A 25,691-nucleotide genomic window follows, 5' to 3' on the forward strand; every position below is an offset into this window, starting at 1 on the left:
CCTTAAATTATAATTTTCCCCCAATAACTCTTTTATGTAAGATTGAGGAATCCTTTTATTATCCTTCCATTCAATTGTATCATATATTGAACCATTTCCGGTATTAATTTGGGATAATATTTTATTAAAAACCCTATTAAATAACCACTAAAACAGAAAAAGGAGTCGAAAAAATGTCTGTAGACACTCTCCTACTCCTTACTCAAACATCTCTGTTACTCGTTAGCTGGCTAGCCCTCTTCCACTTAATACAAAGCATCTAATAGCTCTAGCTTTTTCGCAATCGCCTCTTCAAATGTCATAATATATGCAGCAGGGTCCTTTGGGTTGTGGAACTGTGTAATTTTTCCTGTCTCAGGATGGACAAATTTCGATGATGCCCCACAGCCAATACCTAAAATCGTCTGTACTTCTTCCATGATGACAATATTATAGATACTTTCCTCGCCAGCCTTACTATAGCCAACATTCTCTAAGTTTCCTAAAATATTTTTTTGACGATATAAATAATATGGTACATAATCGTTGTCCTTTGTCCATCGCTGTGCCATATGCATCATTTCCGCCACAGTATCACGGTCAGCTACTTTGTATTTATCTTTATTACGTGTCATTTCGGAGGCACGCTTAAAGGATAATGTATGCACTGTCAATGACTCAGGCTGCATTTTAGCTGATTCCTCCAATGAATGCTGGAATTCCTCAATCCCTTCATTTGGCAAGCCAATAATTAAATCCATATTAATATTATTCATTCCTGATTCACGAGCTAACCAAAACTTATCCACGGTTTCCTGTACAGTATGGTGACGACCAATTGCCTTCAATGTTTCATCTGTATAGGACTGTGGATTGACACTAATACGGTCAATACCCCATTTTTTTAAAACCTCTAGCTTTTCAGGTGTAATTGTGTCAGGTCGTCCCGCTTCCACCGTTACTTCACGAATTGTTTCTGGATTTGGGAAAGACTCGTACATTGTTTGGTACAGAGCATCCATCTCGTGCGCTTCAATTGAGGTAGGTGTACCGCCACCCCAATAAATAGAAGTAATCTTCATATTGTTCTCTGTTAACCATTTCCCCATTTCACGCAGTTCAATATGAAGCCCATCTAAAAAGGTTTCCACTCGCCCCTGCTTTCGGTTACTACCAATAGCATAGGCTGGGAATGTACAATAGGCACATTTTGTTGGGCAAAATGGAATGCCGATATAAACGCTAATTTCTTTACCGATTGTATCTAAATCAGGAATTGTCACCAATTGTCGTGCTACAATTTCCTTCAAAAGCGCTACCTTTTCCTCTGATAATCGGAAATCACGACGCAAAATATCTGCAATCTCCGCATCACTCTTACCAGCTTGACGGAATTTATGATACAGCTTCGTCGGACGTACACCCGTTAAAATACCCCATTGCTGATGCATGCCTGTGTGCTGCTCCAAGACATCTAAAAATACATGTGATAAGGCACGCTTAATACGAATATTTAACTCACGTCCCTCTACCGCTGTATCATAGTGAATTTCGTAATCATTCGTATAACGATTGCCCTCTACCTCTAGCACAGCCTTTGTTGTAATCGAAAAATCATCACCGACTTGATAATCTATCGACGCTAACATATGAGCTCCCTCCGGCTTTATCGTTAGCTTTGAATCCTCAAAAAATAAATTCGCAATATGATGCAATACACGAATCCAATCCTCTGGATAGTGTTGCTCTATATAAATTGTTTGCATGTCTTCCGCTCTTTTCTTTCTAAAGTTACATTCCTATTGTAGTCAAAGCCGACACTTTTAGCAAAAAATTTAAAAAGCATGCCAGCAATTATATGCTGACATACTTTTCATCATTTCAACAACTCACTTGCGCCCGTAATAGCAATGCCCTTTAATGCTTGTGTGGCAAGTTTGTCTGCTTCTTTATTTTCCTGTCGTGCAATCAGCTTGTAATCAGGCTGAATATGCAATGCTTCTAGCTTAGCATCAATTTTGTCTGCCCAGCTTGCTAAATTTCGCTCAAGTGCTGGCCATTCTCCATTAAGTTGATTAATAACAACCTGTGAATCACCTGTAATACAAATCGGTAAATGATGTACATCCAATAATTCCAGCTCTGTCAACGCTAAATAGAGTGCCGCATACTCTGCCTCATTATTGGATTGCAATTCACTAGAAAAAGCATTTTTGCGTAAACGATAGGACTTACCATTTTGCTCATAATAAATCGCACAGCCTAACCCTGATTGCCTTGTAGCAATGTCAAAGCCACCATCAAAATAAACTGTAATATTATGTGGCTCTGTCTCAATTTCCTTTAAATACGCCTTTAATTCTTTCAATGACCAATCATTCTCTTGACGGTCAATAAAGTGAAGGGACTTTACTCTCCCTGTACGTTCCATATCCTCAGCAAGTAACAGTGCCTGTGCAGCTGGTAATTCAGCTGAATGAAAAACTGTTTCTGTGCCCTTTGGTGTTTTATAAAACCATTCGATTGTCACGTACATGATGTTTTCCTCCTCACTTACTAGCCATTAAAGACCTTCATATAATGTTTGAATTGGTTTCACTAAAATACGATTCACTTCTTCAATCACTTTACTTAACTGCATTTCTGCCGTCAACATAGCTGAAATTTTGGCATTTTGCTGTGCCAATTGTGCCGCCTTTTGCGCATAGACAAGCTCATCTTCTAATATATCCTCACCAGCTATTTGTTTTTGTTGTAAATCAATTTGAATTTTGCGGAAGTTTTTAAAAATCTGTAATGCCTCCTCATCCGCTTTTACAGTTGCCACTGCTTCTGTTAATGCTTCAAATTCTGGCGTTTTGCGGAAAGTCGCCTCTAACGCATTAATATCATTGTAAATGTTAATCATCAATAGATTTCCCCTTTTTTAAATAAAATAGACAATCAGGCCTTGCACAATTCCAATTAAACCACCAAGTAAAGCACCCAACCATGTAATCATTTTAAATTCACGCTTGGAAATACCTAATACAAGTTCCTCTAGTTTTTCCACTGGGAAAGAATCAACTTGCTCTCTTACAACCTCTTGTAAATCTAAACGTCTTAATGCATCCTCTAATTTTTCCTCTGCCTTCACAAAAGCAGTATCAATTGCTTGTGGAATAACTTTTTCCTTCATCCATACATTTCCTTCAGGCCAGTAGTACGAGATAGGATGATTTAAACGTTCCTCCACTGCTAATTGCTCTTTCACATAGCTTTGTACTTTCACAAGTAGTGGCTCCATATGAACATCCTCTAGGAAATCCATTGCAGGACGATCCTTTAACTTTTCCCATTCCTGTGTAAAGATTTTTGTTAATAATGCTGCTGTACCTGGTGCTTGTAAAAACTTCACAAGCTCTCGCTGTACTTTCCCAACTAGTGAAGAAGAATCACCTAAAAACATATTAATCATACCACCTAGCGAGCCCTTAGACGCTAAAAAATCATCAATCATCGCTTTAATGGTCATTTCGCCTTCAGGTGATAAAAAATAATCCTCACCTTTTTCTAAAATATGACTCACAGCCACTGGTATTTTGCCGTCAATTGTTGCCTGAATTTCTGCTGACAATAATGTACGAAGCGATTTTGTTGCTAGTGTATTCCTCATCGCCATAAATTGTCCCTCAACAACAGCAGCTACCTTCTGCTCAATCGTTGCTGGCATATGTGAAAAACCTGCTAATGTTAGCCAATCTTGAATGGTTTTATCATTCGTAAAAATAATTTCTTCAGCTTTCTGTTGGACAAGCCCCTCAATTTTATCCTGCATGTCCTTCGAGAAAAATTTCTTTCTAAACGTCTCAGGTGTCAATAAATAATCCACAACAGTTTTCCCAAGCTGTTTCGCTAATTCATCTCGACGTTTTGGAATCAGCCCTGGTGTAAAAGGTACACGCCAATTTTTAATGTAGATGGCATTATGTGGGCGGAATAACATCTTAATCGCCAAATGATTCGTTACACCACCAATAGCAGCACCGATAACAGCCATAAATAATAATGTCACTAAAATATTATCCATTCGTTTTCCTCTCATTTCATCTATACAATTGACGAATCATGTCGCCTAATGCCCTCATTATAGCAGAGCCACTATTTTCTACGAAAGAAATACCCTCAAGGTTGCAAAATTATTAGCCACCTTCAATAATAAATAGTATCGATATAGAGAAATGAGGTTTGATGATGATTCAACATTTTAGCTTTAAGCCGTTATTTGAAAACACACAGTTACCAGGGTGGTCCATTACCTTCTTCTATCAACGTGAATATTATAGTGCCGAATATTTAAAAGATGGCGCTATTAAATGGACAGGTACAACGCCACCTAATGAGGAAGATGTCAAAAAAATGATTCATGAATTGATGCTCTATCATGTTTATGAATAAAAATGAATGTCTACATTTGTATTTTAACGATAAATAATTTATCATTAAATCATCCAACAATTTTTTAAATCATAGGAGGTGTACACTTTGTTCGCTTCCCTCATTTGGGCGGGGACAAAGGAACTATTTGGACGGAGACATATTGGAAATAACCATTAAATTGGCGGCATTCGCCCTACTCATCATCATGACAGCGTTTTTCGTTGCAACAGAATTTGCAATTGTAAAAGTCAGAACAACACGGATTGACCAATTGCTAGCAGAAGGAAATAAAAAAGCAGAAAAAGCTAAGCATGTCGTAACAAATTTAGACGAATATTTATCTGCCTGTCAGCTCGGTATTACGATTACTGCGCTTGGTTTAGGTTGGCTAGGTGAACCGACATTTGATATGATATTGCATCCTGTGTTTGAATATTTCAATTTAAACAGTAGCATCACATCTGTTTTATCATTTATTTTTGCGTTTTCTATTGTAACCTTTATGCATGTTGTCGCTGGGGAATTGGCGCCAAAAACATTTGCCATCCAAAAAGCAGAGTTTGTGACATTACACTTTGCTGGTCCATTAATGTTATTCTACAACATCATGTATCCATTCATTAAATTATTGAATGGTTCTGCGCGTGCCATATCAGGGCTTTTCGGCTTAAAAATGATGTCTGAATCAGAAGTAGCTCATACAGAAGAAGAGCTGCGTATGATTTTATCTGATAGTTTAAAAGGCGGCGAAATTAACAATTCTGAATATGAATACGTGAATAGTATTTTTGAATTCTCTGATCGTCTCGCAAAGGAAATTATGGTCCCACGTACCGAAATCGTCGGTATCGAAAAAGAGCTAACAATCAAAGAAGTATTTGATGTCATGGGTGTAGAGCAATATACACGTTATCCAATTTTTGACGGTGATAAGGACCATATTATTGGTTTAGTCAATATGAAGCATTTATTAACAGCTTACATTAAAGATTCTGCAAATGGTGACAAACCAGTCATCGAATATATGCAACCGATTATCCGTGTGATGGAGACAACTCAAATCAATGATTTATTGCTTAAAATTCAGCGTGAACGTATCCATATGGCTATTTTAATGGATGAATATGGTGGAACATCAGGTCTTGTTACAATCGAAGATATTATCGAGGAAATTGTCGGTGATATTCAAGATGAGTTTGATGATGATGAAATTCCAGAAATTCAAGAAATTGCTGAAGATCACTTTATCTTTGATGCCAAAATGCTCATAGAAAATGTCAATGATATGCTTGGTATAGACATAGAAGATGACGACATCGATACAATTGGTGGTTGGTTCATGACGAAGCACTTTGAAGCTGTTGAAGGTGATAGCATTGAGGAGCAAGGGTATGAATTTATCGCTAAAGAGCTAGATGGTCACCATATTTTATACTTAGAAGTTGTAAAATTACCTGTACTTGATTTATCAAATAAACAAGAAGAATTAAATAGTTAAACCGTTACATGCTAAGACGGCTCCCTTTCTTAAAAAGGGGGTCGTTTTCTAATGCTCGAAAATTTTGCGAGGAGGAAACAAAATGGAGCTCTATACAAATTTACGTCAAGGGGAAAAAGGCGCTTGGCTATCCATTGGTACATATTTAGTGCTAAGCTCAATCAAATTAACTATTGGCTATATCGGCACATCTGAGGCCCTGAAAGCAGATGGTTTAAATAATACAACTGATATTATCGCCTCTATCGCTGTACTTGTTGGCTTACGCATTGCACAACGTCCACCTGATTCTAATCACCAATATGGTCATTTACGTGCAGAAACCGTTGCTTCACTTGTTGCCTCATTTATTATGTTAGCAGTTGGTATTCAAGTATTAGTTGGTTCTGTAAAAAGTCTCTGGGAGCCAACTGGAACCGTCCCTTCCTTACTAACAGCGTATGTCGCTATTGGGAGTGCCGTTGTCATGTATGTGGTATATCGCTATAATTTAGCACTTGCCAAAAAAATTAAAAGTGCCGCTGTTAAAGCTGCTGCATTTGATAATCGTTCAGATGCCCTTGTTAGCTTAGGTACAGCTATAGGGATTTTCGGTGCAATTTTTGGATTTCCCATTATCGATACAATTACGGCATTACTTGTGGCCTCTTTAATTATTAAAACAGCCATCGAAATTTTCTGGGAGGCTGTGCAAAATCTAACAGATGCCTTTGATATCGAGGAAGCAGAAACGTTATCTGTGTTAATCCGCAATGTAGAGGGGGTCCGAGAGCTTACGGATTTCCGTGGTCGTGCACATGGCAATATGTATTTTATTGATGTGACAGTAACCGTTGACCCGATGTTAAATGTAGTAGACAGTCATCGCATTACAGAAAAAATAGAAAAAACGGTTTTACGTGAAAACCGTTTCTGTGAAGTGCTTGTGCATATTGAGCCATGTACGGAAACAAAGCCTCTTACCGAATGATGGTAGGAGGCTTTATTCGCTTTATTTGATTGCAATATAAATGGCTACTTGTGCATCTTGTGGATTGCTACAACGCTCATCATACAGCTCGAAATCACCTGTATATGCACGCGCTATTGTAGAATGCTCAAACCATGCCCAAATCACTTGCCATGTTTTAATCACCACATCATGAATAGCGCCTCGTTCAGATGTAAAGACCATATACTTCGATGCAGGAACCAATTTCATGACCATATCTTGCGGCACTTCTAATGAAGCAGGAACTTCTAATCCCAATGTTATATCATACAACCCATTAACATCGCTTTCATAATCAGAATACAAGCCATAAATCGTTGGATTTACTGTGTTTTGAAGCTTTTGCCCAATGCCTTGCTCATAAAATGCTGTCCATAATGCAGGTATCTTTCCCTCCGCACTTTGTTCATCGACATTGCTTGTTCGTGCTGTAATACCTGCAACATAAAATGCTTCCTTTTCTACCATTTTAGGAGCCTGATGCCATCTTTTTAAATTAGGCAAAAAAGACATTAACATCGTACGAGCTTCTTGCTCCCCCATCCCATCCTGTTGTAAATGAGGTATACATATTTCCAGCATCTCTTCCATTGTTATAAATGGCTGCTTAAATTCACCTGCTTCATAGCAATTGAAGCAATAGTCCTCACTTGTTTCTCCTGTTTTCTCTGTTCCAAATAATGCTACCTCTGTTAATGGCATACCACAGCTTTGACAATATTGTTGTATCATTGATGTTCCACCCTTCTTTTTTTACAATGATACCAATGAAAACATGACAACTGTTTGTCAGCTATTGATATAAATTTGCAATTTGCTGTGCTCGTTCCATAATAATGTCTTTTATATGCTGTGGCTGTAAAATTCGTACCCGATGGCCAAAGCTCAGTAAAAAACCATACAGCCATTCATTTTCTGGTAATGTAATACGCACTAGTAGCTGTTCTCGATCTACATGCTCAGCACCAAAGGATTCCTCTATCAATGTTAGAATAGATTGCTCAAAAGATAATACAAGCTCTACTACATTTTGAGGCTGATGCCATTGCTGATTCCATGGTAAATCTGCTAATTGTAGCTCTCTACGCTCAAAGGTAAGCTCTGATAGTTGCAAATTTTTCATTCGTAATACTTTAAATAAACGAAAGTCCTCTTTTGCTCGACAATAGCCATACAAATACCAGGCTTTTCCCTTTTGCACTAATGTATGTGGCTCAATCAGTCGTTCACTCAATTGCCCTTCTGTCGTAGAGTAGCTAAAACAGACACAGCACTTTTTTTGAATGGCTGTTTTTAGCAACGTCATTTGCTCCTTAAACACCGCTTGCTGCCCCCACGGACTACCATCAATAACAAGCTGCTCCACTACTTGCTTCATAGTATCATCTGCAACACTGGCTAATTTTTCGAGCACTGCCTCTGCATGTGCATCCTCATAAGTTGTGAGCACACTTTTCACCGCTATAGCTAGGGATGCTAACTCATCTTTCGTCAGTACCTGTTTATCCATTCGATAGCCATCCATTAAGCTAATACCACCATGGACACCTTGCTGACTCATCACAGGTACACCTGCACAGCTCAATGTTTCAATATCACGATAAACAGTGCGTACTGATACATGCAATAAATCAGCTAGCTCTTGAGCCGTAACCTTTTGACGATTCAATAGCAGTACAACCATCATTAATAATCGTTCAATCTTCATTGCAAACCGCTACCCTCTGTTAAACCATGCTTGACTGCATACAAGGCTGCTTGTGTACGGTCTTGCACCTGTAGCTTTGTAAAAATATTAGAAATATGCGTTTTCACCGTTTTTTCTGTGACAAATAAAGATGAGGCAATTTCTTTATTACTTTTGCCCTTTGTCAGCTCTGCTAATACATCCTGTTCTCGTGGTGTGAGTGGATTAATAATATGCAATGCATTTTGAGATTCCTGTTTCTCATTTTCCAGTGTAGTTGTTGCCTCTGGATGTAATGTATGCTCCCCCTGCATAATACGACGAATCGATAGTGCCAATTCATCTGGTTCAATATCCTTCAATTGATAACCCGCTGCACCTGCCTCCATTGCGGGCACAACATGGTCACGGTCAGAAAAGCTCGTCAGCATTAAAATTTCAATTTGCGGAAACTTTGCTTTAATACGCTTTGTTGCCTGTATGCCGTCCATCTCTGGCATCACTAAATCCATCAGTATAATATCTGGCTTTGCGCTTTCGGCTAAGGCTAATGCCTCCACACCATTTTTAGCCTCTCCAACAACCTCCATGTCCTTTTGTGTTTTCAGAAAAAATAATAAGCCACGTCTTACTACATGGTGGTCGTCTGCGATTAAAATTCGTATCATTTTGTACCCCCTCAATATGGCAACCGTATTAATAGCTCGGTTCCTTTGCCTATTTCGCTAACCCAATCGGCTGTTCCACCAACTGCCTTTGCTCTATCCTTTATCGACTGTAAGCCAATGGACAATAGCTTTGTATTTTTATCCATCACAAAGCCTCTACCCTCATCACGGATAACAAGTAAAATATCCGTTGCTGTTACTGTTATATACAGTGCGGCTTCTGCTACCCCTGCATGACGACGTACATTATTTAAGGCTTCCTGTGCAATACGGAATAGTGTCTCTTCAATACGTGAAGGGAATTGTAGCACACCTGATACTGTCACATGTAGCTGTAAGCCAAGCATTTCTGCATATACTTTGATGGCCTCCAGTAAGCCATTTTCCAATCCTTTAGGACGTAGCTGCCAGATTAAAGCACGCATTTCTGTTAAAGCATCCTGCGTTAAATGCTGAATTTCCTTAAACATTTCCTTCACGGTATCCTCCTCTGTCATTTCAATGCCCGCTCTCGCCGTCAATGTCACCGAGAACAACAATTGATTGACAGAATCATGCAAATCACGTGCGAGTCGATTACGCTCTTTTACAAGTGCCATTTCCTGTTCTTGCTTTGTTAATAAAATTCGTTTAATTGCTGAACCCATTTGAAAGGCTACGGATTCTAATAAGGCAAGCTCGTCCTCAGAAAATCGCACTGTATCCTTTGATGCCACATTTAAAACACCAAAACGCTCCTGACCAGATTGCAATGGCACTGTCGCATGATGTGTAATACCTGCATGGTCGCCCACATCTGCCGCAATCGCACTTTCAATACGCTGACATTCAATAATATTTGATGCTTTTTTTAATTCCTCATTACGATAACGAGAAACACACCAGCAGCCACCTTTTTTTAAATAATGACAATCTTTATGTGCTAGTGCCTCTGGTAAATTTTCATGTACAACAAGCTCTGAACGCCCTTTAGCATCGATAAAAAAAATCCAACCTGTTTCAAAATTTGTGCCATTTAAAAATTTGACCAATGCTCCCTTTAGCATCGCTACAATTTCAGTTTCTTCATTTAATAACTCTGCAATTTCCTTTAAAATACTACTATTTGAATGCTCTGTCTCCTTCACTTTCACACCTCATCTTGCCTATTAATGTCGTCCAGATTTTTGTAAGCTCGCTCTTTCCAGTAATTTTTATATTGGTTGCGTGAACTTCTCTTCTCCACTCAACATAACTACTTTCCATCATAACATTAAACGCCCTGCATCTACCGCTCATACTTTCGACCGAAATTCTGACAATTTACTTCTTATCTCAGAACATCTATAATCGAACAAGTAAATGATTCAATGAAAAGAGGTTTAACTATGTCTAAAAAAGCAGAAAATGCCCTATTATTTATATGGATTGTTTCTGTCATGGCTACATTAGGTTCATTATACTTTTCTGAAATTCGCCATTATGAGCCTTGCAAACTTTGTTGGATTCAACGTATTTTTATGTATCCAATTGCCCTGATGACAACCATTGCCTTTATTCAAAAAAATGCTAAAATTGCGGTCACAACAGCCGTCTTTGCTGTAATTGGTGGCAGTATTTCACTCTATCATTATGGTCTACAAAAACTAAGCTTTTTAGCAGATTCTGCACCTGCCTGTGGTGCTGTGTCATGTACAGGTCAATATATTAATTGGTTAGGCTTTATTACTATTCCATTTTTAGCATTAACAGCATTTATTTTAATTGCGGTAGCTAGTTTCCGTTTAATCAAAGCAGCAAAATAATTGAAGGGCCGTGTTCTACATTGTGAATACGGTCTTTTCTATGGAGGAGATTATATGTTTCATTACACATTGAACGAAACAATGACGATTGAAGAGCTTCTACGCAACCATTGGCGACTAGGTAAAAAGCTCGTTCACGAATTACGTATGGCAAAGGCTGTTACAACAATTGACAGTGAGCCACTTTTATGGAATACACCGTTGCAAGCAGGCACAACAATTCAAGTTACATTTCCTATCCCTTCCTCTAGCTATCGCCCAACAGCTACATGTGCTATTGATGTTGTCTATGAGGATGACCATTGCTTAATCGTCTCTAAACCAAAGGGCATGGCAACACATCCAAATGATGAACGTGATACACATACTTGTATGAACCATGTGATGGCACATATCAAAGAGCAGGGTGGCACATATGCTGAACATATTCATCGACTAGACCGTGGGACACAGGGTTTATTATTAATCGCAAAGCATCCACTAGCTAAGTCTATTTTTGACCGTATGATTGAGGAAAAAACAATTATTCGCACATATGCCGCTGAGGTGCAGGGCAATTTGCGTACAACATCTGGTACAATTGCTGAACCACTAGGTAAAGACCGCCATCATGCAACAAGACGAGTTGTCTCTAAAACAGGTCAACATGCGGTCACACATTACGAGGTTGTTGCTCGCTATAAGCAATCCTGTGTTGTTCACCTTATTTTAGAAACAGGCAGAACACATCAAATTCGTGTTCATTTAGCCCATATTGGTCATCCGATTATTGGCGATACGATGTATGGAGCACGTCAAACAGCAAGTGACGATTACGAGCTTCATGCTATCCAGCTAGAATTCGATCATCCATTTTTAAATGAACATATTGTTGTCAAAGATTCGCTAGAGGCATAAACAATCAAGCAGTGATTTGCTAAATATCTTCAAAACAACCGAGCATGGATGATACATGCTCGGCTGTCTATTGTATTACTTTTCTTTTTTCTGTAATACATCTGTTTGAATCGGGTCTGGAATACGTTCGTCCTCTACCAATTCTCCACCATCTCGTAAATTCTCCATCTGTTTACCTAGCTCCTGCACCTCTTTGAAATTTCTAGCCATTGTTCCATTTTCAATCGCTGGTACTTTTTCATTCATCTCGATCACCCCCATCTTTACTTTTCCCCAATTCGCTCTATCTGAACCATTTCTGTCATATTTTCTTCTGACATATCGTTTCATTTTATTACTAGATAGGCTATACTAAAAAGAGATTTCTTTAGAATAATGAGGAGGGGTCTTCCATGAAATTATTATTAATTATTGGTGTAACTGTTGCATTTTTAGCTGCTATTTTCACTGCTGGTTATGAAGGCGACTACAAATCAGACAAATAATATCTCAAAAAATCACTAAGTGCTGAGGTGCGCTTAGTGATTTTTTTTACGATTACTTGACATTTTTTACTGAGTCTATTATATTAAGTTACACAAAGTAACTATATTATAAAAAGTAACTAAATGGAGGTTCTCTATTATGCATTTTCATGAAAAACCAAATATGTATGTCACACATGTTGAGCTTAAAGTTAGTGACTTACAGCGCTCACTCGACTATTATCAAAAGATTATTGGCTTTCAAATTTTACAACAAACTGCACAGCAAGCCATATTAACGGCTGATGGGAAAACAGCGTTATTAACCCTTGTGCAGCCTGAAACGGTGGAAGACAAGATAGGCTCTACAACGGGACTTTATCATTTCGCATTACTTCTACCTACTCGTCGTGATTTAGCACATATCCTACTACATTTCCATCAAAACAATGTACCACTTGGAGCCGCTGATCATGCTGTTAGTGAGGCACTCTATTTACAAGACCCAGATGGTAATGGTATTGAAGTGTATACTGACCGTGCAGAGGATGAATGGACATGGCAGGACAATCAAGTATATATGGTAACAGAGCCACTCAATGCTCCTGCTATTGTACAAGAAGCAGAAGGTCATTGGACAGGGCTTCCAGCTGGTACGGTTATGGGGCATATTCATCTATCCGTTTCTAATTTGGCAGAGGCTGAAGAATTTTATACAACAGGATTAGGCTTTGATGTTGTTAGCCGTTTCGGTACACAAGCATTGTTTATTTCCACAGGTCGCTACCATCACCATATTGGCTTAAATACATGGCAATCGAAAAACGCACCGCATTTAAAGCCGAATCAAGTTGGACTGAAAACCTTCTCACTTCGTTTGGATAATGAACAGCAAGCAGCAACGATTCAATCCAACTTACAAGCATTAGGTGCACCTGTTATCAAAATTGAAGGTGGTTTCCAAACGGAAGATCCTTCTGGCAATGTGGTACTATTAAAATTTTAGCTAAAAAATAGCAGCTCTCCATCAAAGGAAAGCTGCTATTTCATGTTATCTATTTATCTATGAAGTTTTGATGTTACATTGTACTACATTTCGCATCATAAACATCTGTAAAATATCTACAAATTTTGTCGATTGTCTACGAACACCTTTTACTGTAGCCCTGGATAACCCTGCTGTCGTAATGCTTCATAAAGAACAATGGCTGCGGTATTCGATAGATTCAGTGAACGCACATGCTCACTTTGAGGAATACGCAAGCACATATGACGACGTTCGTAAGCAAAATCCTTTGGCAAGCCCGTTGTTTCTTTACCGAACATAAAATAAATATCTCGCTCTTTATCACTAAAATCATGTGTTGTAAAAGGTTCGTCACTATATGTCTCAATCAAATAAACATCACCCTGCTTCGATGCTTCTAAAAAATCCTCTAATGAATCGTGATACACAACATTAACATGATGCCAATAATCTAACCCAGCACGCTTAAGCATTTTATCATCCGTTGAAAAACCAAGTGGGCGGATTAAATGTAAAGATGTATTCGTACCAGCACAAGTACGTGCAATATTTCCTGTATTGGCTGGAATTTCTGGTTGATATAAAACGATATGCAGTGGCATAAATCGTCCTCCTTTATTGATTAAAAAATGCTAAACCTTTGTCGATTTCACCTAGTACTTCCTCGTCTGTTTCTTTCAGCATAGCTGTCAATAATGCAGCTTGTGCTTGCTCGCCACCAATTTTACCTAGTGCCCATGCTGCCGTTCCTCGTATCACAGGTCGGTCATCTTTTGTTAAAAGAGCTACTAAATTAGGTACAGCTGCTTCTTCCTTAAAATGAGCTAATGCTAGAATGGCATTACGCTGAATCGGCTTTTTGCCACGCCATGAACCCGAAACGTGGCCAAACTTTGCTTTAAATTCTTTGTTAGAAATCGTTAAAAGCGGTGTTAATAGCGGCTTGGCTAATTCAGGATCAGGTTGAAATTCTTCATGTAACCAATTGATTTTCCCTTTATTTTTCGGACATACGGTTTGACATGTGTCACAGCCATATAAACGATTGCCAATATGCGTACGAAACTCGTCTGGTAACATCCCTTTCGTTTGTGTTAAAAAGGCGATACAACGCTGTGCATTCAATTGACCTCCTTCAATTAATGCACCTGTTGGACATACATCCAAGCATAAACGACAATCGCCACATTCATCTTCCATTGGTGTATCAGGGGCAAATGGGATATTCGTAATCAGCTCTCCTAAATAGACATACGAGCCAAATTCAGGTGTAATAATGGCGCAATTTTTAGCACTCCACCCAATACCTGCTCGCTCTGCTACAGCTCTATCTACCAGTGCACCTGTATCAACCATTGATTCGACACGCACACCCTCTACATGTTCTTCTAGCCATGCTGTCAGTAATTTTAAACGTTCACGTAATGCTGTATGATAATCAACACCCCATGAAGCACGGCAAAAAATACCTCGTCTTGCTCCTTTTTTACCAACAGGTGCATTTGGCATCCGTGAAGGATACGCCATTGCAATAGCCACGATGCTTTCCGCTTCATCTAGTAACTGTAAAGGCTCTGTTCGTTTATTAATATCACGTTCCTCAAAGCCTGACTGATAGCCAAGCTCCTGCTGACGACGTAATCTATTTTTTAACTCTGTAAAGGGAGCGGCTGTCGTGAAACCAATTTTATCAACGCCAATCGACATCGCATAGGCAATAAATTGGTGCTGTAAGTCATGTATATTCATTTATTTCCAACTCCTTACATGATACAATATAATGAAAAAAGAAGGTGCTTTTCAATGAAAGTTTCGCTTCAGCCATCGCTCATCACACAATATCCTGAGCTGAAAATCGGCATTATTCATTATACCAAATTTGTTGTCACACAATCGCCTCAAATGCTAAAAGGTCGTATGCAATTATATCAGGAAAACCTTTTTCTAGAACTACAAGATAGCCCTGTTACACAACGTGATGGAATCGCAGAATGGCGAAAGCTATGGAAAACACTTGGTGCTGATCCAAATCGTTATCGTCATTCTGCTGAAAGCCTTATGCGGCGAATTAGTAAACAAAACTATTTAATCCCGCTTCATTCAGCCGTCGACCTCAATAATTTTTTCTCCTTGCAATATGAGTCACCTATTGGTCTATATGATACAGCCTATTTACAAGGTGATATTGAAATGGCACTTGGGAATGAAGAAACAGGCTATGAAGGGTTAAATGGACGTTTTAATACATTAAAAAATATTTTATATAGTCGTGATGCAGAAGGTGCATTTGGTTCACCTTTTGTTGATTCTATACGCACAGCAGTAACAGAGAATACAACAGATGCCCTACATATTTTTTATTTGCGCCCATCTTTAACAGAGGACGAGGCCAATCAATTACTGGCAACCGCTGGCAAGATGTTCAACCAAATTCATGGTGGCGACTACCAATGTGCTTTATTAACAAAGACAAATCCAACAAAGGACGTGTTTTCATGATTAATCTTGCAGAAGCAGTGAAACTAAAAAGTATTTTAGCAAAGAAAATCCAAGAGCTTGTCAGTGAGCTACATCGCAGTGCCTTTGTGACAATTGAAAAAGGACAGCAACCCAAAACAAGTAATCGTGCGATGGCCGTCATTGAGGCGGAACTTGCACAAATACGCCTTGATAGCCGCACATTAGATCGCCTAGTATACGAAGCAAATAGTACACATTTTGTGGAATTTAAAGAAGAACAGTTGGCATTAGTCGAAGCTATTGAATTAGCAACACAGCTACGCGCAGAAGCCGAGCTATGCAAACATTTCAGTACACACGAAAAAGAAGTTGTCCGTACAGGCTTTGGTGAAAGTACGGTGTTGTATGATATTGCATTATTTGAACCCAATGTCTACCGAGAACGTGCCAATCAATTAGAAAAGGATGCACACAAGCTATCTAATTTAATTAATGCCAAAAATTATAGCGTTGAAATCCAATTCGATGATAGCCGCTATTTTTAAAAGAAGGTGATATCCATCCCATATGTACATGAATTCGGTATACTCCATGATATAGATAAACAAAAAAATTATATAACGTATGAGCCAGAAAAATATCATTGTCTAGCTATTCATGCGGATTTGATTGACTCATTGACTACAGCATTCTCTACGCTGAACACCTACTCTCATTCTCTTAACCGTCCAGCATTAGGGTTAGCTTACCATGGTATTACGATTATTCCACCTGAATCGCTAACAACCTTTTATAATATGATTGCTGAATCGAATGATAAGCATTTATTGCAAGATTTAATGCAGCTTATCCTACAAGCAATTCAAGAGCAACAATACATGATCCATTTTGGTATTTAAGGCTTTTCATGCTACTTGAAAAAATATACAATATTTTTAGGGAGAATATACTTCTCCTCATCAGATGTGTTGTTTTCAATCTTGCTCACTAAATGACAACCAATAACTTGTCACCTGTTATTCTATGACCAATGACTACTAACCAACTATAAGCAATGGCCATTTCCAAACAGTCTAAAAATTTATTGAAAACACCATCCGAAAAACGCTCCCACACATAATGTGTAGGAGCGTTTTTTGTGTTAATGTACACCAGGTAAAATTTTCAACACTTTTTGCTGTGCGTCTAGCAGTGCATCTACCCCTAATGGAATGGCAATATTCGGTGTACTGTGCCCAATTTGGAAGCCCGCTACAACAGGTATACCTAAATTGGCAAAGTACTCCGCCATTAACGCATGTAGTGCCTCTTCATCTGCCTCTATTTGTGTAAAGGAACCAATGACTACACCTGCTAATTGCTCCAATTTCCTCGCCTGCTTTAGTTGCTGTAGCATCACATCAATGCGTGGAATCGGCTCAGCAATATCCTCAATCAGCAAAATTTTCCCTTCTGTTTGAATATCAAATTTTGTACCTAATGTATTCACAAGGCGACTTAAATTGCCTCCTACTAGCTGTCCTCTCGCTACACCATTCGCAATGGCTGTTAACGGAGAAATGGCTTCTGTATATTGAATTTCCATTGGCATAAACAATTGACCAAACATCTTTTTCGATAGCTCATCTAATGGTGTAGAAGTCATCAGCATTGGTCCATGGAAGGTCACGATATTTGCATATTTTTGAATCGCACAATGTAAATAAGTAACATCTGAAAAGCCCCAAAAGATTTTCGGATGCTCCGCTAATAAGCCATAATCTATTTTATCTGCAAGACGAGCTGCACCATAGCCACCTCTTACACAAAAAATAGCCTTCACCTCTGGACGGCGAATCATCGCATGCAAGTCAGCTAATCTCTCTTCATCACTACCTGCGAAATAGCGATGTCGCCCTTGAATTGTATCCCCAACGATAGCATGTAGCCCTAATTTCTCTAAAAAAGCGATGGCCGCTCCCAATTTTTCAGGCTCCACTCGACTTGATAAAGCAACAAGCCCTACCGTATCACCCTTTTGTAGACGTGGAACAGTATAATTCATCGAAATCCCTCCTCTCCACTATCATAAGCCTATCTGTTAGTTAATCAAGCCATCTGTCATTTTAATGATGCGATCTGCATAAATCAGCATTTCCTCATCATGTGTCACAAGCAATGTCGCAATTTGTAACTCTTTCGTCATATCATGAATAAGCTGCATAACCTCTTTTGATCTTTGTGAATCTAAACTCGCAGTCGGCTCATCTGCAAATAATACTTTTGGTCGATGAATAATCGCACGTGCAATCGCAACACGCTGTTTTTCTCCACCTGACAATGAAGCGGGATAAGCCTGTTTACGATGTGACATACCAACTAATACTAGTATACGATCTACCTCCTGTAACTGTGCTTTTTTGCTTAATGTCGTCTCTGCCACATCCAGCATTAACAATAGCTGCTCCTCTACAGTCAAAAATGGCACAAGGTGAGCAAATTGAAAAATAAAGCCGAACTGACTTGCACGTATTTGACGTATTTGCTCTGCACTCATATCTGTCATATTATGCCCATCAAATATAACCTCGCCATTTGATGCTTGTTGAAGCCCAGCCGCAATCGTTAACAGTGTGCTTTTTCCTGAACCTGATGCTCCAACCAATGCTGTAACTTCACCTGCGTTTAATGCTAAATGAACACCCTTTAAAATATCCTCTGCCACTTCACCATTGTTAAATGTTTTACGTACATCATCTATTGCTAACACGGTCATATTAAGCCTCTCCTCGCTGTATTGCCTGTAATGGTTCAATTTTTTTAATTTGTAAGCCTGAAATGGTTGCTCCTACAAAGCCAATCACTAAAAAGACGATAGCTAATTGTAGCATCGCTGGTATTGTCAGATGAAATGGCATACTGTTTGGTGCTAACAGGGAGAACATTTGGCTTAGTCCGATTGATAGAGCTAACGCTATGCTTGATAAAATAAGCATCTGTGTCCAAATCATCTTGAATAATTTGATGGTTTTCACACCAATTGCTTTTAAAATGCCATACAAACCGATTTTTTGCACATTCATCATATAGAAGAAAATCGCAAATAATAGCCCACTAATCACTACTAAAAACCAAATAATCATATTTAAAGAAAGCTGCTCTGCATTATAGCTCGGTATTGTTTGTAAAAATTCTTTTTGTGAAAAAGCTTGCAGTCCCGTAAACTCCTTTACATCTGTATTCGGAATAAAGACTAGCTGCATTTCTTGTACACGATACATATGTGTATAATCTTCTTGATGAATATAGGCAACAGGAGCATGACTAAATTTTTTCTGCTCTACAAAGCCTTTTACAACTAACTGCTCCTCCAATTGATTATTCGTCAAGCTATCTCCAATATGAATTCCCTTATCCTGTAACGAGCTATCTAATAGTACCTCGCCCTGTTTCACTTGTGCGAAGAATTCAGAATCTGTTGCTGTTACAAAGGCGACACTATGCTGTTTATTAGCCTGATCATTTAAAAAGCCCATTTGAATTGAAAACGCTACTGCCCCTTCTTCATTCTGTAAAATATGTTGTTGTGTTTCATTATCGATTTTGGATAAATTATACGTTTTATCCGCATCAGCATTCATATAAAAATAGCCCTTTGGTAAATCCTTAATCAATGCGGCATTATCCTGTGATAAGCCATTTGCCAACCCTGAAATAATAAACGTTAGAAAACTAACGAGAAAAATAATCGAACCCACAATAAAAAACCTTACTTTATTTTTCTTCATGTCCTTCCAAGCAAGATTCATGTAAAATCCCTCCGTTCTTCTTGATAGGTCTATCATAAAATCTTTAAATGAACAGAGCATGAACAATATATTACACTTTTTCTGTGGACGATAAAAAGTCAGATGGGTATACTAAAAAGGCTAACAAACAAGATGGAGAGGTAAATATGAAAAAACGAAACTTAATCATTGTCATCACCAGTATGTATACAGCATTGACCTTATACTTCATGTTCCTTGGCTTTAATCGTCTAACACACCGAGATGATTATATCGATGCTGGCTATGAGTTTATGCTCGTCCCATCAAGCCCACCTTTACAATTCCCTAGTCTTACATTTTCATGGCTATACGACTTCGGTAATATAGCAGCCTTTATTCCTTTTGGCATCCTATTGCCTTTATTGAAAAACTACACTTATAAAAAATTCATTAGTTTATTCGTCATAGTAATTCTGTTGTTGGAAACACTTCAATCATTAGTACACCTTGGAACATTTGATGTAGACGATGTTATATCCAATACTATCGGTGCAACAATAGGCTATATACTATACAAAATTGGTTTCACCTCTAATGTGACATTAAAAAAATTGCTAACAGCTAGTTTCACTGCAATTCTACTATTTGTCTGTGTAATGGGAATCTCTGAAGTTTTTGAAAAACGAGTAAGCGCTATTCAGCCTCTACAAGAGTTAACTGGCGATCAACCACTCACAGACGCTTTACCAACTTTCACAGTAGCTGGTAAGAAAAAAGTGCCTCAATTCAACGTCTATAACAACGAAGGTACTACTAGCACAAGCTATACTTATACAATTGAAGGTAAAGAGGACTTCATTCTTTACTTAAATATGGGGATTCCAGATGATGTGGAATTCCAAGGAAACGTGATTATTGTGGCTGATGGCGAGGTAAAGTTTAAAAGTGATGAAGTGACTTTGCAAGAATCCAAAATGCCCTTAGAAATACCCTTGTATTACGAGTACGAAAAAATGACCATTACGATTACAGGAAATGTCATGCTTTGGGATGTGGGTTTTACAGCGTTACAGCATTGGTGGGAATAGAAATAAAAACAACGCACTATGCCTATATCCTATATCCATTTTTACTACTGCGAGTTCATTCATTTATAGAGACTTAACACAGGACGAATTTGCAGGTTTAGGATTTCTATTGTTATTCGTACCACTTGAAATGAGTGCACTCCTTATGTGTATGATTGACTGTACAAATTTTATAAGAAACAAAAAAAAGACACAGAGTGCAAATTCATCTCATATTTCGTTATAAATAGGGCTTGTGCTGATAATGGTTTCTCATATCTGCAAGCCCTTTTAATATGTTGTTCTAATAGTATGATATACACTAAATTCAAGCAAAATACTGTTATGTACTGCATGGTGCTTGTTTGGTTCTGTTCCGCAGTTGTGTTTACTCTTTTTTATTCTTCAAATGCTTGGGAATAGCAATGGCACCACATGCTTTTTCATAAAATTCAAGAGGCCCAGCTTCTCCAATCACAGCATACTCATAACCGATTTTTTTCATTTCATTTAAACATAAATGAAGCAAAGTATATCCTATTCCTTGTACTCTATTTGTTAAGGATGTACCCATTGGACCAAATAATCCTTTTTTTCTTCTAACTACATCAAAGCAAGCAAAACCTACAATTTCCTGTTCTTCTACAGCGATAAAAATAGGAATATTTTCTTGTAAAAAACCCATTTCAATAGCTTCTAACCATCCACTTCCAAATTCTCTTTGTACGAAGCTTTTTAAAGAGGTAGCATCACTTTGCTCTACTTTTCTAAAAATTATAGTGCTTGTTGGAATATGTGGAAACGAATACTCCCTCAAAGAAGCAACCATATCTCTCGGATAAGATACAATTTCAAGGATACGAGAAACATCCATATTACCAATGATCGCCATTGTTGAAGGGTCATTACTCCTAAAAATAGCGTCTACTAGATGCCCTTCATTTAAGTACACCTGATTGAAGCGCTTCATTCGACTATTGGCTATTTCCAACACCTGTTGAGTAGATAGCGAAATAGTCGTTGTGAAAGGGGCATGATTAATCCCTTTTTCATCTTGAGTAGAATAGAGCTCCTTCACTCGTTTATTTAATATATCCCTAATATTTGGATAATTAATAGATAACTCAGCACATACACCTGTCTTTTCAAGCAACATACCTAATAGGAGATGAACTGGGTATACCATTTTGTTTGTTCTTTCAGCCTCCTTTTCTGCATATTTAAAGATTCTTAAAGACCTTTCAGTAAAATTCAAAAATCTTCCTCCTTCCTTATTACCTTCTGTACAAAATAGTTTAACTAAGAAGAATTATACTAAAAAATTGGAGTAGCTGACTAAGGAATTAAAATAGAAGTGTTGAAGGCCTGTTCTTTGCCACTCGACTATATCTTCTTATAGCAGCTTATAAAGAAGTGGGCCTCTGCTCTACTTGTACGATTTGCGTTGAACATGATTGGACACTAAGTCATACCAACTTATAGCCACACATATACATTATGAGAATATAGGTATGGGAGGTAAAGGAATGAACGACAAGAACGCCCATGATCAGGCGCACAATCAAAATTGGCAAGGTACTGCTCATTCACAAAGAGTAGGTGACTCACGGCCAGAGCGCTATTCACAGACCGTAGGAGAGCGTGGTCCGATTCTAGAACAAGACACTATGCTGCATGAAAAAAATGAAACTTTTATACATGAGACCATATTAGAGCGCCCCCTGCATGTTAAGGGCTTCGGCGCCTTCGGTTATTTTGAGACAATTAACTCAATGACAGCTTACACGAAGCTTTGTTTCCTACAGCATCCAGGTCAGCAAGTGCCTGTCGCTGTCCGATTCTCACTCGCAGCTAGCAACAAGGGGACACCAGACACTTCCCGCAATGTGCGCGGTTTCTCAACTAAATTTTATACTGAGCATGGTATCTTCGACTTAATATGCAATCATCTTCCTGTGTTTACAGTGCGAGACCCAATGCGGTTTGTAGAGACTGTCAGCGCCTTCAACCCGTCACCTGTCAACAATTTGATGGATCCAAATCGATTTTGGAGCTTCTACTCGCAAAATCCAGAGGCGACACATTTCGTACTACAGTTATACTCCGATCTGGGAACGATCAAAAGCTTTCGTCACATTCCAGGTTACAGCGTAAGTACTTATGTTTGGAAAAATGAGCAAGGTGCTCGTATCTATGTAAAATACAACTGGATTCCGCTAGCGGGTGCTCAGTATATTGATAGCCAGGAAGCAGCTCGGCTTGCTTGTGAAAACCCTGATTACGCGGGTAAGGATCTCTATGATACGATTGCTCAAGGCAAATCTGTCGAATATGGGCTATATGTACAACTTATGAATCCCCAAGATGAAAATACTCTACCCTTCGACCCGCTCGATGATACGAAAATTTGGGATGTACGACAGTATCCACTGCTACCAGTCGGCAAGATGGTACTGAACCGCAATCCAGACAATTATAAAAATCAGGTGGAAAAGCTGGCCTTTTCTCCATCGAATATGCTGGAAGGCGCTGAGTTTTCATTCGATAGAGTACTTCAAGGCCGTGCTAATATTTATACGGATTCACAGCGTTTTCGTTTGGGACCAGATTTCCGTAGCATCCCAATCAATCACCAAGCGCACTGGACGCCATCAGACGAAGTAACAAGTGGTACTGGACGCCATGTGACAGGACGACTTGAGCGCACTGCACCTCCAAAAGGAGATGACTTCACACAGCCAGGGCAATTTTACAATTCCCTGACGCCTGTGCTTCAGGAACATTTAGTTCACAATATTGCCTCCGATCTTGGAGCTGCCATACCAGAATTGCAACGAGTAGTGATAGGTTATCTAACCCAAGTAAGCCCAGAGCTAGGAGAACGTGTTACTCGACAGATTATGACTAGAGAGCAGGGATAGTACCTAGCCAATCGCCAAACAACAGAGAAATCTAGATGTCTCAGAACAAGACAGTAAGTTTTTCACCATTCCGAATGGGGGCTTGTCCGAAAAGCCCCTTTTGTAGTTAATAAAGAAGAATCCCTTATTTCTAATTCCACTGTCGAGTTCAATCATCCAAACATAAAAAAAGTTCATCAGAGATTATCTCTAATGAACTATCGTTAGTTAATATGATACCGGTGAGAGGACTCGAACCTCCACGGATCTCTCCACTCGATTTTGAGTCGAGCGCGTCTGCCATTCCGCCACACCGGCATAATTAGGTTAAAAAAAATCGGATAAACCGACTAAGGAAAAAATATGGAGGCGGCAACCGGATTTGAACCGGTGATAAAGGTGTTGCAGACCTGTGCCTTACCACTTGGCTATGCCGCCTTATAATGGAGCGGAAGACGAGGTTCGAACTCGCGACCCCCACCTTGGCAAGGTGGTGTTCTACCACTGAACTACTTCCGCAAATGGCTGGGGTACTAGGATTCGAACCTAGGCATGACGGAATCAAAATCCGTTGCCTTACCGCTTGGCTATACCCCAATATTAAAAAATTATTATCAATTTTCATGGGGCGACTGATGGGAATCGAACCCACGAATGCCGGAACCACAATCCGGTGCGTTAACCACTTCGCCACAATCGCCATAATCATTTATATATAATATTATATGGGGCGACTGATGGGAATCGAACCCACGAATGTCGGAACCACAATCCGATGCGTTAACCACTTCGCCACAACCGCCATAATAGATATAATAACATAGTACCTACTATACATTGTTATATACGTAAAATCTGGCAGGGGCAGTAGGAATCGAACCCACACCAAAGGTTTTGGAGACCTCTATTCTACCGTTGAACTATGCCCCTATAAAAACTGGTGGAGGGGGACGGATTCGAACCGCCGAACCCTAAGGAGCGGATTTACAGTCCGCCGCGTTTAGCCACTTCGCTACCCCTCCAAATATGGTGCCGGCTATAGGAATCGAACCCACGACCTACTGATTACAAGTCAGTTGCTCTACCTGCTGAGCTAAACCGGCTAACTAAAATTTAAAGATGGGTCAGGACGGAATCGAACCGCCGACACTTAGAGCTTCAATCTAATGCTCTACCAACTGAGCTACTGACCCATATAATAAGATAAATGGCGGTCCCGACCGGGATCGAACCGGCGATCTCCTGCGTGACAGGCAGGCATGTTAACCGCTACACCACGGGACCATTTACATAAAAAATTGGTTGCGGGGGCTGGATTTGAACCAACGACCTTCGGGTTATGAGCCCGACGAGCTACCACTGCTCCACCCCGCGATAATACACATATATAAAATTTATGGTGGAGGATGACGGGCTCGAACCGCCGACCCTCTGCTTGTAAGGCAGATGCTCTCCCAGCTGAGCTAATCCTCCATCTGGGTATTAATTAATGGTGACCCCTACGGGATTCGAACCCGTGTTACCGCCGTGAAAGGGCGGTGTCTTAACCACTTGACCAAGGGGCCAACCTTTATGTATTGTATTTGAAAAGTTATCCTAAAATACTGGCGGAGAGTAAGGGATTTGAACCCTTGAGACAGTGTTAACCGCCTACACGATTTCCAATCGTGCTCCTTCGGCCACTCGGACAACTCTCCAAGAATGGCTCCGAAGGCAGGACTCGAACCTGCGACAACCTGATTAACAGTCAGGTGCTACTACCAACTGAGCTACTTCGGAATAATTCTATATAACCTAGCAATGTCCTACTCTCACAGGAGGAATCCTCCAACTACCATCGGCGCTAAAGAGCTTAACTTCCGTGTTCGGGATGGGAACGGGTGTGACCTCTTTGCCATCATCACTAGATTATTTTGAAAGACATTACCTATTATAACATATTTGATTTTAGTGGCAAGTATGTTAATAAATATTTTATTCTTTCAAAACTGGATAAACGGTTCATTGTCTTTGTCACATATTTTTGGTTAAGTCCTCGATCGATTAGTATTCGTCAGCTCCATGTGTCACCACACTTCCACCTCGAACCTATCTACCTCAT

26 protein-coding genes, 16 tRNA genes and 1 rRNA gene are annotated in these 25,691 nt (G+C 39.3%); 11 read left to right on the forward strand and 32 right to left on the reverse strand.

The features are described 5' to 3' along the window. Positions 1 to 245 precede the first annotated feature (245 nt). The 4 genes from OPF91_RS15330 to OPF91_RS15345 all read right to left on the reverse strand — a co-directional run bounded on the left by OPF91_RS15330 (position 246) and on the right by OPF91_RS15345 (position 4,048). Positions 246 to 1,745 (reverse strand): coproporphyrinogen III oxidase, encoded by a 1,500-nt coding sequence (locus OPF91_RS15330; protein ID WP_264989802.1) that lies wholly within the window; start codon positions 1,743 to 1,745, stop codon positions 246 to 248. A gap of 110 nt (positions 1,746 to 1,855) precedes the next feature. Further along, positions 1,856 to 2,515, reverse strand: coding sequence for a reverse transcriptase-like protein (locus OPF91_RS15335; protein WP_264989803.1), 660 nt, complete (start codon positions 2,513 to 2,515; stop codon positions 1,856 to 1,858). Positions 2,516 to 2,542: 27 nt separating this feature from the next. After that, positions 2,543 to 2,887 carry a YlbF family regulator gene (locus OPF91_RS15340; protein WP_264989804.1) on the reverse strand — a complete coding sequence of 115 codons (345 nt, stop codon included), beginning with the start codon at positions 2,885 to 2,887 and terminating at the stop codon, positions 2,543 to 2,545. Between the two features lie 18 nt (positions 2,888 to 2,905). Beyond that, positions 2,906 to 4,048 (reverse strand): DUF445 domain-containing protein, encoded by a 1,143-nt coding sequence (locus OPF91_RS15345; RefSeq protein ID WP_264989805.1) that lies wholly within the window; start codon positions 4,046 to 4,048, stop codon positions 2,906 to 2,908. 164 nt (positions 4,049 to 4,212) lie between these two features. On the opposite strand from OPF91_RS15345, the gene OPF91_RS15350 reads away from it, so the two are divergent. The 3 genes from OPF91_RS15350 to OPF91_RS15360 all read left to right on the forward strand — a co-directional run bounded on the left by OPF91_RS15350 (position 4,213) and on the right by OPF91_RS15360 (position 6,866). Continuing rightward, positions 4,213 to 4,416 (forward strand): YheE family protein, encoded by a 204-nt coding sequence (locus tag OPF91_RS15350; RefSeq protein WP_264989806.1) that lies wholly within the window; start codon positions 4,213 to 4,215, stop codon positions 4,414 to 4,416. A gap of 187 nt (positions 4,417 to 4,603) precedes the next feature. Beyond that, positions 4,604 to 5,896: a hemolysin family protein gene (locus OPF91_RS15355; protein ID WP_373877066.1), complete on the forward strand. Its 1,293-nt coding sequence runs from the start codon at positions 4,604 to 4,606 to the stop codon at positions 5,894 to 5,896. Between the two features lie 82 nt (positions 5,897 to 5,978). Beyond that, positions 5,979 to 6,866 (forward strand): cation diffusion facilitator family transporter, encoded by an 888-nt coding sequence (locus OPF91_RS15360; protein ID WP_264989807.1) that lies wholly within the window; start codon positions 5,979 to 5,981, stop codon positions 6,864 to 6,866. 21 nt (positions 6,867 to 6,887) lie between these two features. On the opposite strand, the gene OPF91_RS15365 is transcribed toward OPF91_RS15360, so the two are convergent. From OPF91_RS15365 to OPF91_RS15380, 4 genes are all read right to left on the reverse strand, one after another. Next, complete coding sequence (locus tag OPF91_RS15365; protein ID WP_264989808.1) at positions 6,888 to 7,619, reverse strand: effector binding domain-containing protein; 732 nt, start codon at positions 7,617 to 7,619, stop codon at positions 6,888 to 6,890. 61 nt (positions 7,620 to 7,680) lie between these two features. Next, on the reverse strand, positions 7,681 to 8,595 hold the full coding sequence (locus OPF91_RS15370; protein ID WP_264989809.1) for a helix-turn-helix transcriptional regulator: 915 nt from the start codon (positions 8,593 to 8,595) through the stop codon (positions 7,681 to 7,683). Next, positions 8,592 to 9,242, reverse strand: a complete 651-nt coding sequence (locus OPF91_RS15375) for a response regulator (RefSeq protein ID WP_264989810.1) — start codon at positions 9,240 to 9,242, stop codon at positions 8,592 to 8,594. Before OPF91_RS15375 ends, OPF91_RS15370 begins: the two co-directional genes overlap by 4 nt. Before the next feature lie 11 nt (positions 9,243 to 9,253). Beyond that, a complete protein-coding gene (locus OPF91_RS15380; RefSeq protein WP_264989811.1) occupies positions 9,254 to 10,369 on the reverse strand; it encodes a GAF domain-containing sensor histidine kinase in 1,116 nt (371 codons plus the stop codon). Between the two features lie 240 nt (positions 10,370 to 10,609). Here OPF91_RS15380 and OPF91_RS15385 point away from each other — a divergent pair, with 240 nt between their 5' ends. Both OPF91_RS15385 and OPF91_RS15390 read left to right on the forward strand, forming a co-directional pair. Beyond that, positions 10,610 to 11,026: a disulfide oxidoreductase gene (locus OPF91_RS15385; RefSeq protein ID WP_264989812.1), complete on the forward strand. Its 417-nt coding sequence runs from the start codon at positions 10,610 to 10,612 to the stop codon at positions 11,024 to 11,026. Between the two features lie 54 nt (positions 11,027 to 11,080). Continuing rightward, entirely contained in the window at positions 11,081 to 11,923 is an 843-nt protein-coding gene (locus OPF91_RS15390; protein ID WP_264989813.1) for an RluA family pseudouridine synthase, read from the forward strand. 75 nt (positions 11,924 to 11,998) lie between these two features. Here the strand turns inward: OPF91_RS15390 and OPF91_RS15395 are convergent, their stop codons facing one another. Beyond that, positions 11,999 to 12,169: a hypothetical protein gene (locus OPF91_RS15395; protein ID WP_264989814.1), complete on the reverse strand. Its 171-nt coding sequence runs from the start codon at positions 12,167 to 12,169 to the stop codon at positions 11,999 to 12,001. A 378-nt stretch (positions 12,170 to 12,547) separates the two neighbouring features. Here OPF91_RS15395 and OPF91_RS15400 point away from each other — a divergent pair, with 378 nt between their 5' ends. Further along, entirely contained in the window at positions 12,548 to 13,393 is an 846-nt protein-coding gene (locus OPF91_RS15400; RefSeq protein WP_264989815.1) for a VOC family protein, read from the forward strand. A 149-nt stretch (positions 13,394 to 13,542) separates the two neighbouring features. Here the strand turns inward: OPF91_RS15400 and trmL are convergent, their stop codons facing one another. Continuing rightward, a complete protein-coding gene (trmL, locus tag OPF91_RS15405; RefSeq protein WP_264989817.1) occupies positions 13,543 to 14,016 on the reverse strand; it encodes a tRNA (uridine(34)/cytosine(34)/5-carboxymethylaminomethyluridine(34)-2'-O)-methyltransferase TrmL in 474 nt (157 codons plus the stop codon). Positions 14,017 to 14,029: 13 nt separating this feature from the next. Then, positions 14,030 to 15,163, reverse strand: coding sequence for a tRNA epoxyqueuosine(34) reductase QueG (gene queG, locus OPF91_RS15410; RefSeq protein ID WP_264989818.1), 1,134 nt, complete (start codon positions 15,161 to 15,163; stop codon positions 14,030 to 14,032). Between the two features lie 54 nt (positions 15,164 to 15,217). Between queG and OPF91_RS15415 the strand changes: the two genes are divergently transcribed. From OPF91_RS15415 to OPF91_RS15425, 3 genes are read left to right on the forward strand one after another with little or no spacing between them, the layout of a single operon-like run. Further along, the gene (locus OPF91_RS15415) at positions 15,218 to 15,913 is read left to right on the forward strand and encodes a B3/B4 domain-containing protein (RefSeq protein WP_264989819.1); all 696 of its coding nucleotides are present in this window, start codon (positions 15,218 to 15,220) and stop codon (positions 15,911 to 15,913) included. Further along, complete coding sequence (locus OPF91_RS15420; protein WP_264989820.1) at positions 15,910 to 16,419, forward strand: hypothetical protein; 510 nt, start codon at positions 15,910 to 15,912, stop codon at positions 16,417 to 16,419. The genes OPF91_RS15415 and OPF91_RS15420 overlap by 4 nt, the downstream gene beginning before the upstream one ends. 6 nt (positions 16,420 to 16,425) lie before the next feature. Next, a complete protein-coding gene (locus tag OPF91_RS15425; RefSeq protein WP_264989822.1) occupies positions 16,426 to 16,773 on the forward strand; it encodes a short-chain dehydrogenase in 348 nt (115 codons plus the stop codon). Positions 16,774 to 17,015: 242 nt separating this feature from the next. On the opposite strand, the gene OPF91_RS15430 is transcribed toward OPF91_RS15425, so the two are convergent. The 3 genes from OPF91_RS15430 to OPF91_RS15440 are packed head-to-tail and all read right to left on the reverse strand — an operon-like array spanning position 17,016 to position 19,662. Further along, positions 17,016 to 17,918, reverse strand: coding sequence for a S66 peptidase family protein (locus tag OPF91_RS15430; protein WP_264989823.1), 903 nt, complete (start codon positions 17,916 to 17,918; stop codon positions 17,016 to 17,018). 36 nt (positions 17,919 to 17,954) lie between these two features. Beyond that, positions 17,955 to 18,629: an ABC transporter ATP-binding protein gene (locus OPF91_RS15435; RefSeq protein ID WP_264989825.1), complete on the reverse strand. Its 675-nt coding sequence runs from the start codon at positions 18,627 to 18,629 to the stop codon at positions 17,955 to 17,957. Between the two features lies 1 nt (position 18,630). Beyond that, a complete protein-coding gene (locus tag OPF91_RS15440) occupies positions 18,631 to 19,662 on the reverse strand; it encodes an ABC transporter permease (protein ID WP_264989826.1) in 1,032 nt (343 codons plus the stop codon). A gap of 146 nt (positions 19,663 to 19,808) precedes the next feature. Here OPF91_RS15440 and OPF91_RS15445 point away from each other — a divergent pair, with 146 nt between their 5' ends. Then, positions 19,809 to 20,711 (forward strand): VanZ family protein, encoded by a 903-nt coding sequence (locus tag OPF91_RS15445; RefSeq protein ID WP_264989827.1) that lies wholly within the window; start codon positions 19,809 to 19,811, stop codon positions 20,709 to 20,711. Positions 20,712 to 21,078: 367 nt separating this feature from the next. Here the strand turns inward: OPF91_RS15445 and OPF91_RS15450 are convergent, their stop codons facing one another. Next, complete coding sequence (locus tag OPF91_RS15450) at positions 21,079 to 21,945, reverse strand: GNAT family N-acetyltransferase (protein ID WP_264989828.1); 867 nt, start codon at positions 21,943 to 21,945, stop codon at positions 21,079 to 21,081. Between the two features lie 271 nt (positions 21,946 to 22,216). Between OPF91_RS15450 and OPF91_RS15455 the strand changes: the two genes are divergently transcribed. Then, complete coding sequence (locus tag OPF91_RS15455) at positions 22,217 to 23,611, forward strand: catalase (protein ID WP_264989829.1); 1,395 nt, start codon at positions 22,217 to 22,219, stop codon at positions 23,609 to 23,611. A gap of 216 nt (positions 23,612 to 23,827) precedes the next feature. Here OPF91_RS15455 and OPF91_RS15460 read toward each other — a convergent pair. From OPF91_RS15460 to rrf, 17 genes are all read right to left on the reverse strand, one after another. Continuing rightward, a tRNA-Leu gene (locus OPF91_RS15460) sits at positions 23,828 to 23,908 on the reverse strand. Positions 23,909 to 23,954: 46 nt separating this feature from the next. Continuing rightward, positions 23,955 to 24,028: transfer RNA gene (locus OPF91_RS15465), tRNA-Cys, on the reverse strand. Between the two features lie 6 nt (positions 24,029 to 24,034). Then, positions 24,035 to 24,109, reverse strand: a tRNA-Gly gene (locus OPF91_RS15470). Positions 24,110 to 24,112: 3 nt separating this feature from the next. Then, positions 24,113 to 24,187: transfer RNA gene (locus tag OPF91_RS15475), tRNA-Gln, on the reverse strand. 27 nt (positions 24,188 to 24,214) lie between these two features. Next, positions 24,215 to 24,290 (reverse strand) — tRNA-His (locus OPF91_RS15480). Positions 24,291 to 24,316: 26 nt separating this feature from the next. After that, positions 24,317 to 24,392, reverse strand: a tRNA-His gene (locus OPF91_RS15485). A 54-nt stretch (positions 24,393 to 24,446) separates the two neighbouring features. Then, positions 24,447 to 24,520: transfer RNA gene (locus OPF91_RS15490), tRNA-Trp, on the reverse strand. Positions 24,521 to 24,528: 8 nt separating this feature from the next. Further along, positions 24,529 to 24,612, reverse strand: a tRNA-Tyr gene (locus OPF91_RS15495). Positions 24,613 to 24,617: 5 nt separating this feature from the next. Beyond that, positions 24,618 to 24,693: transfer RNA gene (locus tag OPF91_RS15500), tRNA-Thr, on the reverse strand. A gap of 17 nt (positions 24,694 to 24,710) precedes the next feature. Then, positions 24,711 to 24,783 (reverse strand) — tRNA-Phe (locus OPF91_RS15505). A 15-nt stretch (positions 24,784 to 24,798) separates the two neighbouring features. After that, positions 24,799 to 24,874 (reverse strand) — tRNA-Asp (locus OPF91_RS15510). Between the two features lie 15 nt (positions 24,875 to 24,889). Further along, positions 24,890 to 24,964: transfer RNA gene (locus OPF91_RS15515), tRNA-Met, on the reverse strand. A gap of 23 nt (positions 24,965 to 24,987) precedes the next feature. After that, a tRNA-Val gene (locus tag OPF91_RS15520) sits at positions 24,988 to 25,063 on the reverse strand. Between the two features lie 17 nt (positions 25,064 to 25,080). Continuing rightward, positions 25,081 to 25,155: transfer RNA gene (locus OPF91_RS15525), tRNA-Glu, on the reverse strand. 40 nt (positions 25,156 to 25,195) lie between these two features. Continuing rightward, a tRNA-Ser gene (locus tag OPF91_RS15530) sits at positions 25,196 to 25,287 on the reverse strand. A 5-nt stretch (positions 25,288 to 25,292) separates the two neighbouring features. Then, a tRNA-Asn gene (locus tag OPF91_RS15535) sits at positions 25,293 to 25,369 on the reverse strand. A 13-nt stretch (positions 25,370 to 25,382) separates the two neighbouring features. Further along, a 5S ribosomal RNA gene (rrf, locus tag OPF91_RS15540) occupies positions 25,383 to 25,498 on the reverse strand. Positions 25,499 to 25,691 lie beyond the last annotated feature (193 nt).

It is taken from the genome of Lysinibacillus piscis (assembly GCF_026012395.1).
GTDB classification, from domain to species: Bacteria; Bacillota; Bacilli; order Bacillales_A; family Planococcaceae; genus Lysinibacillus; species Lysinibacillus piscis.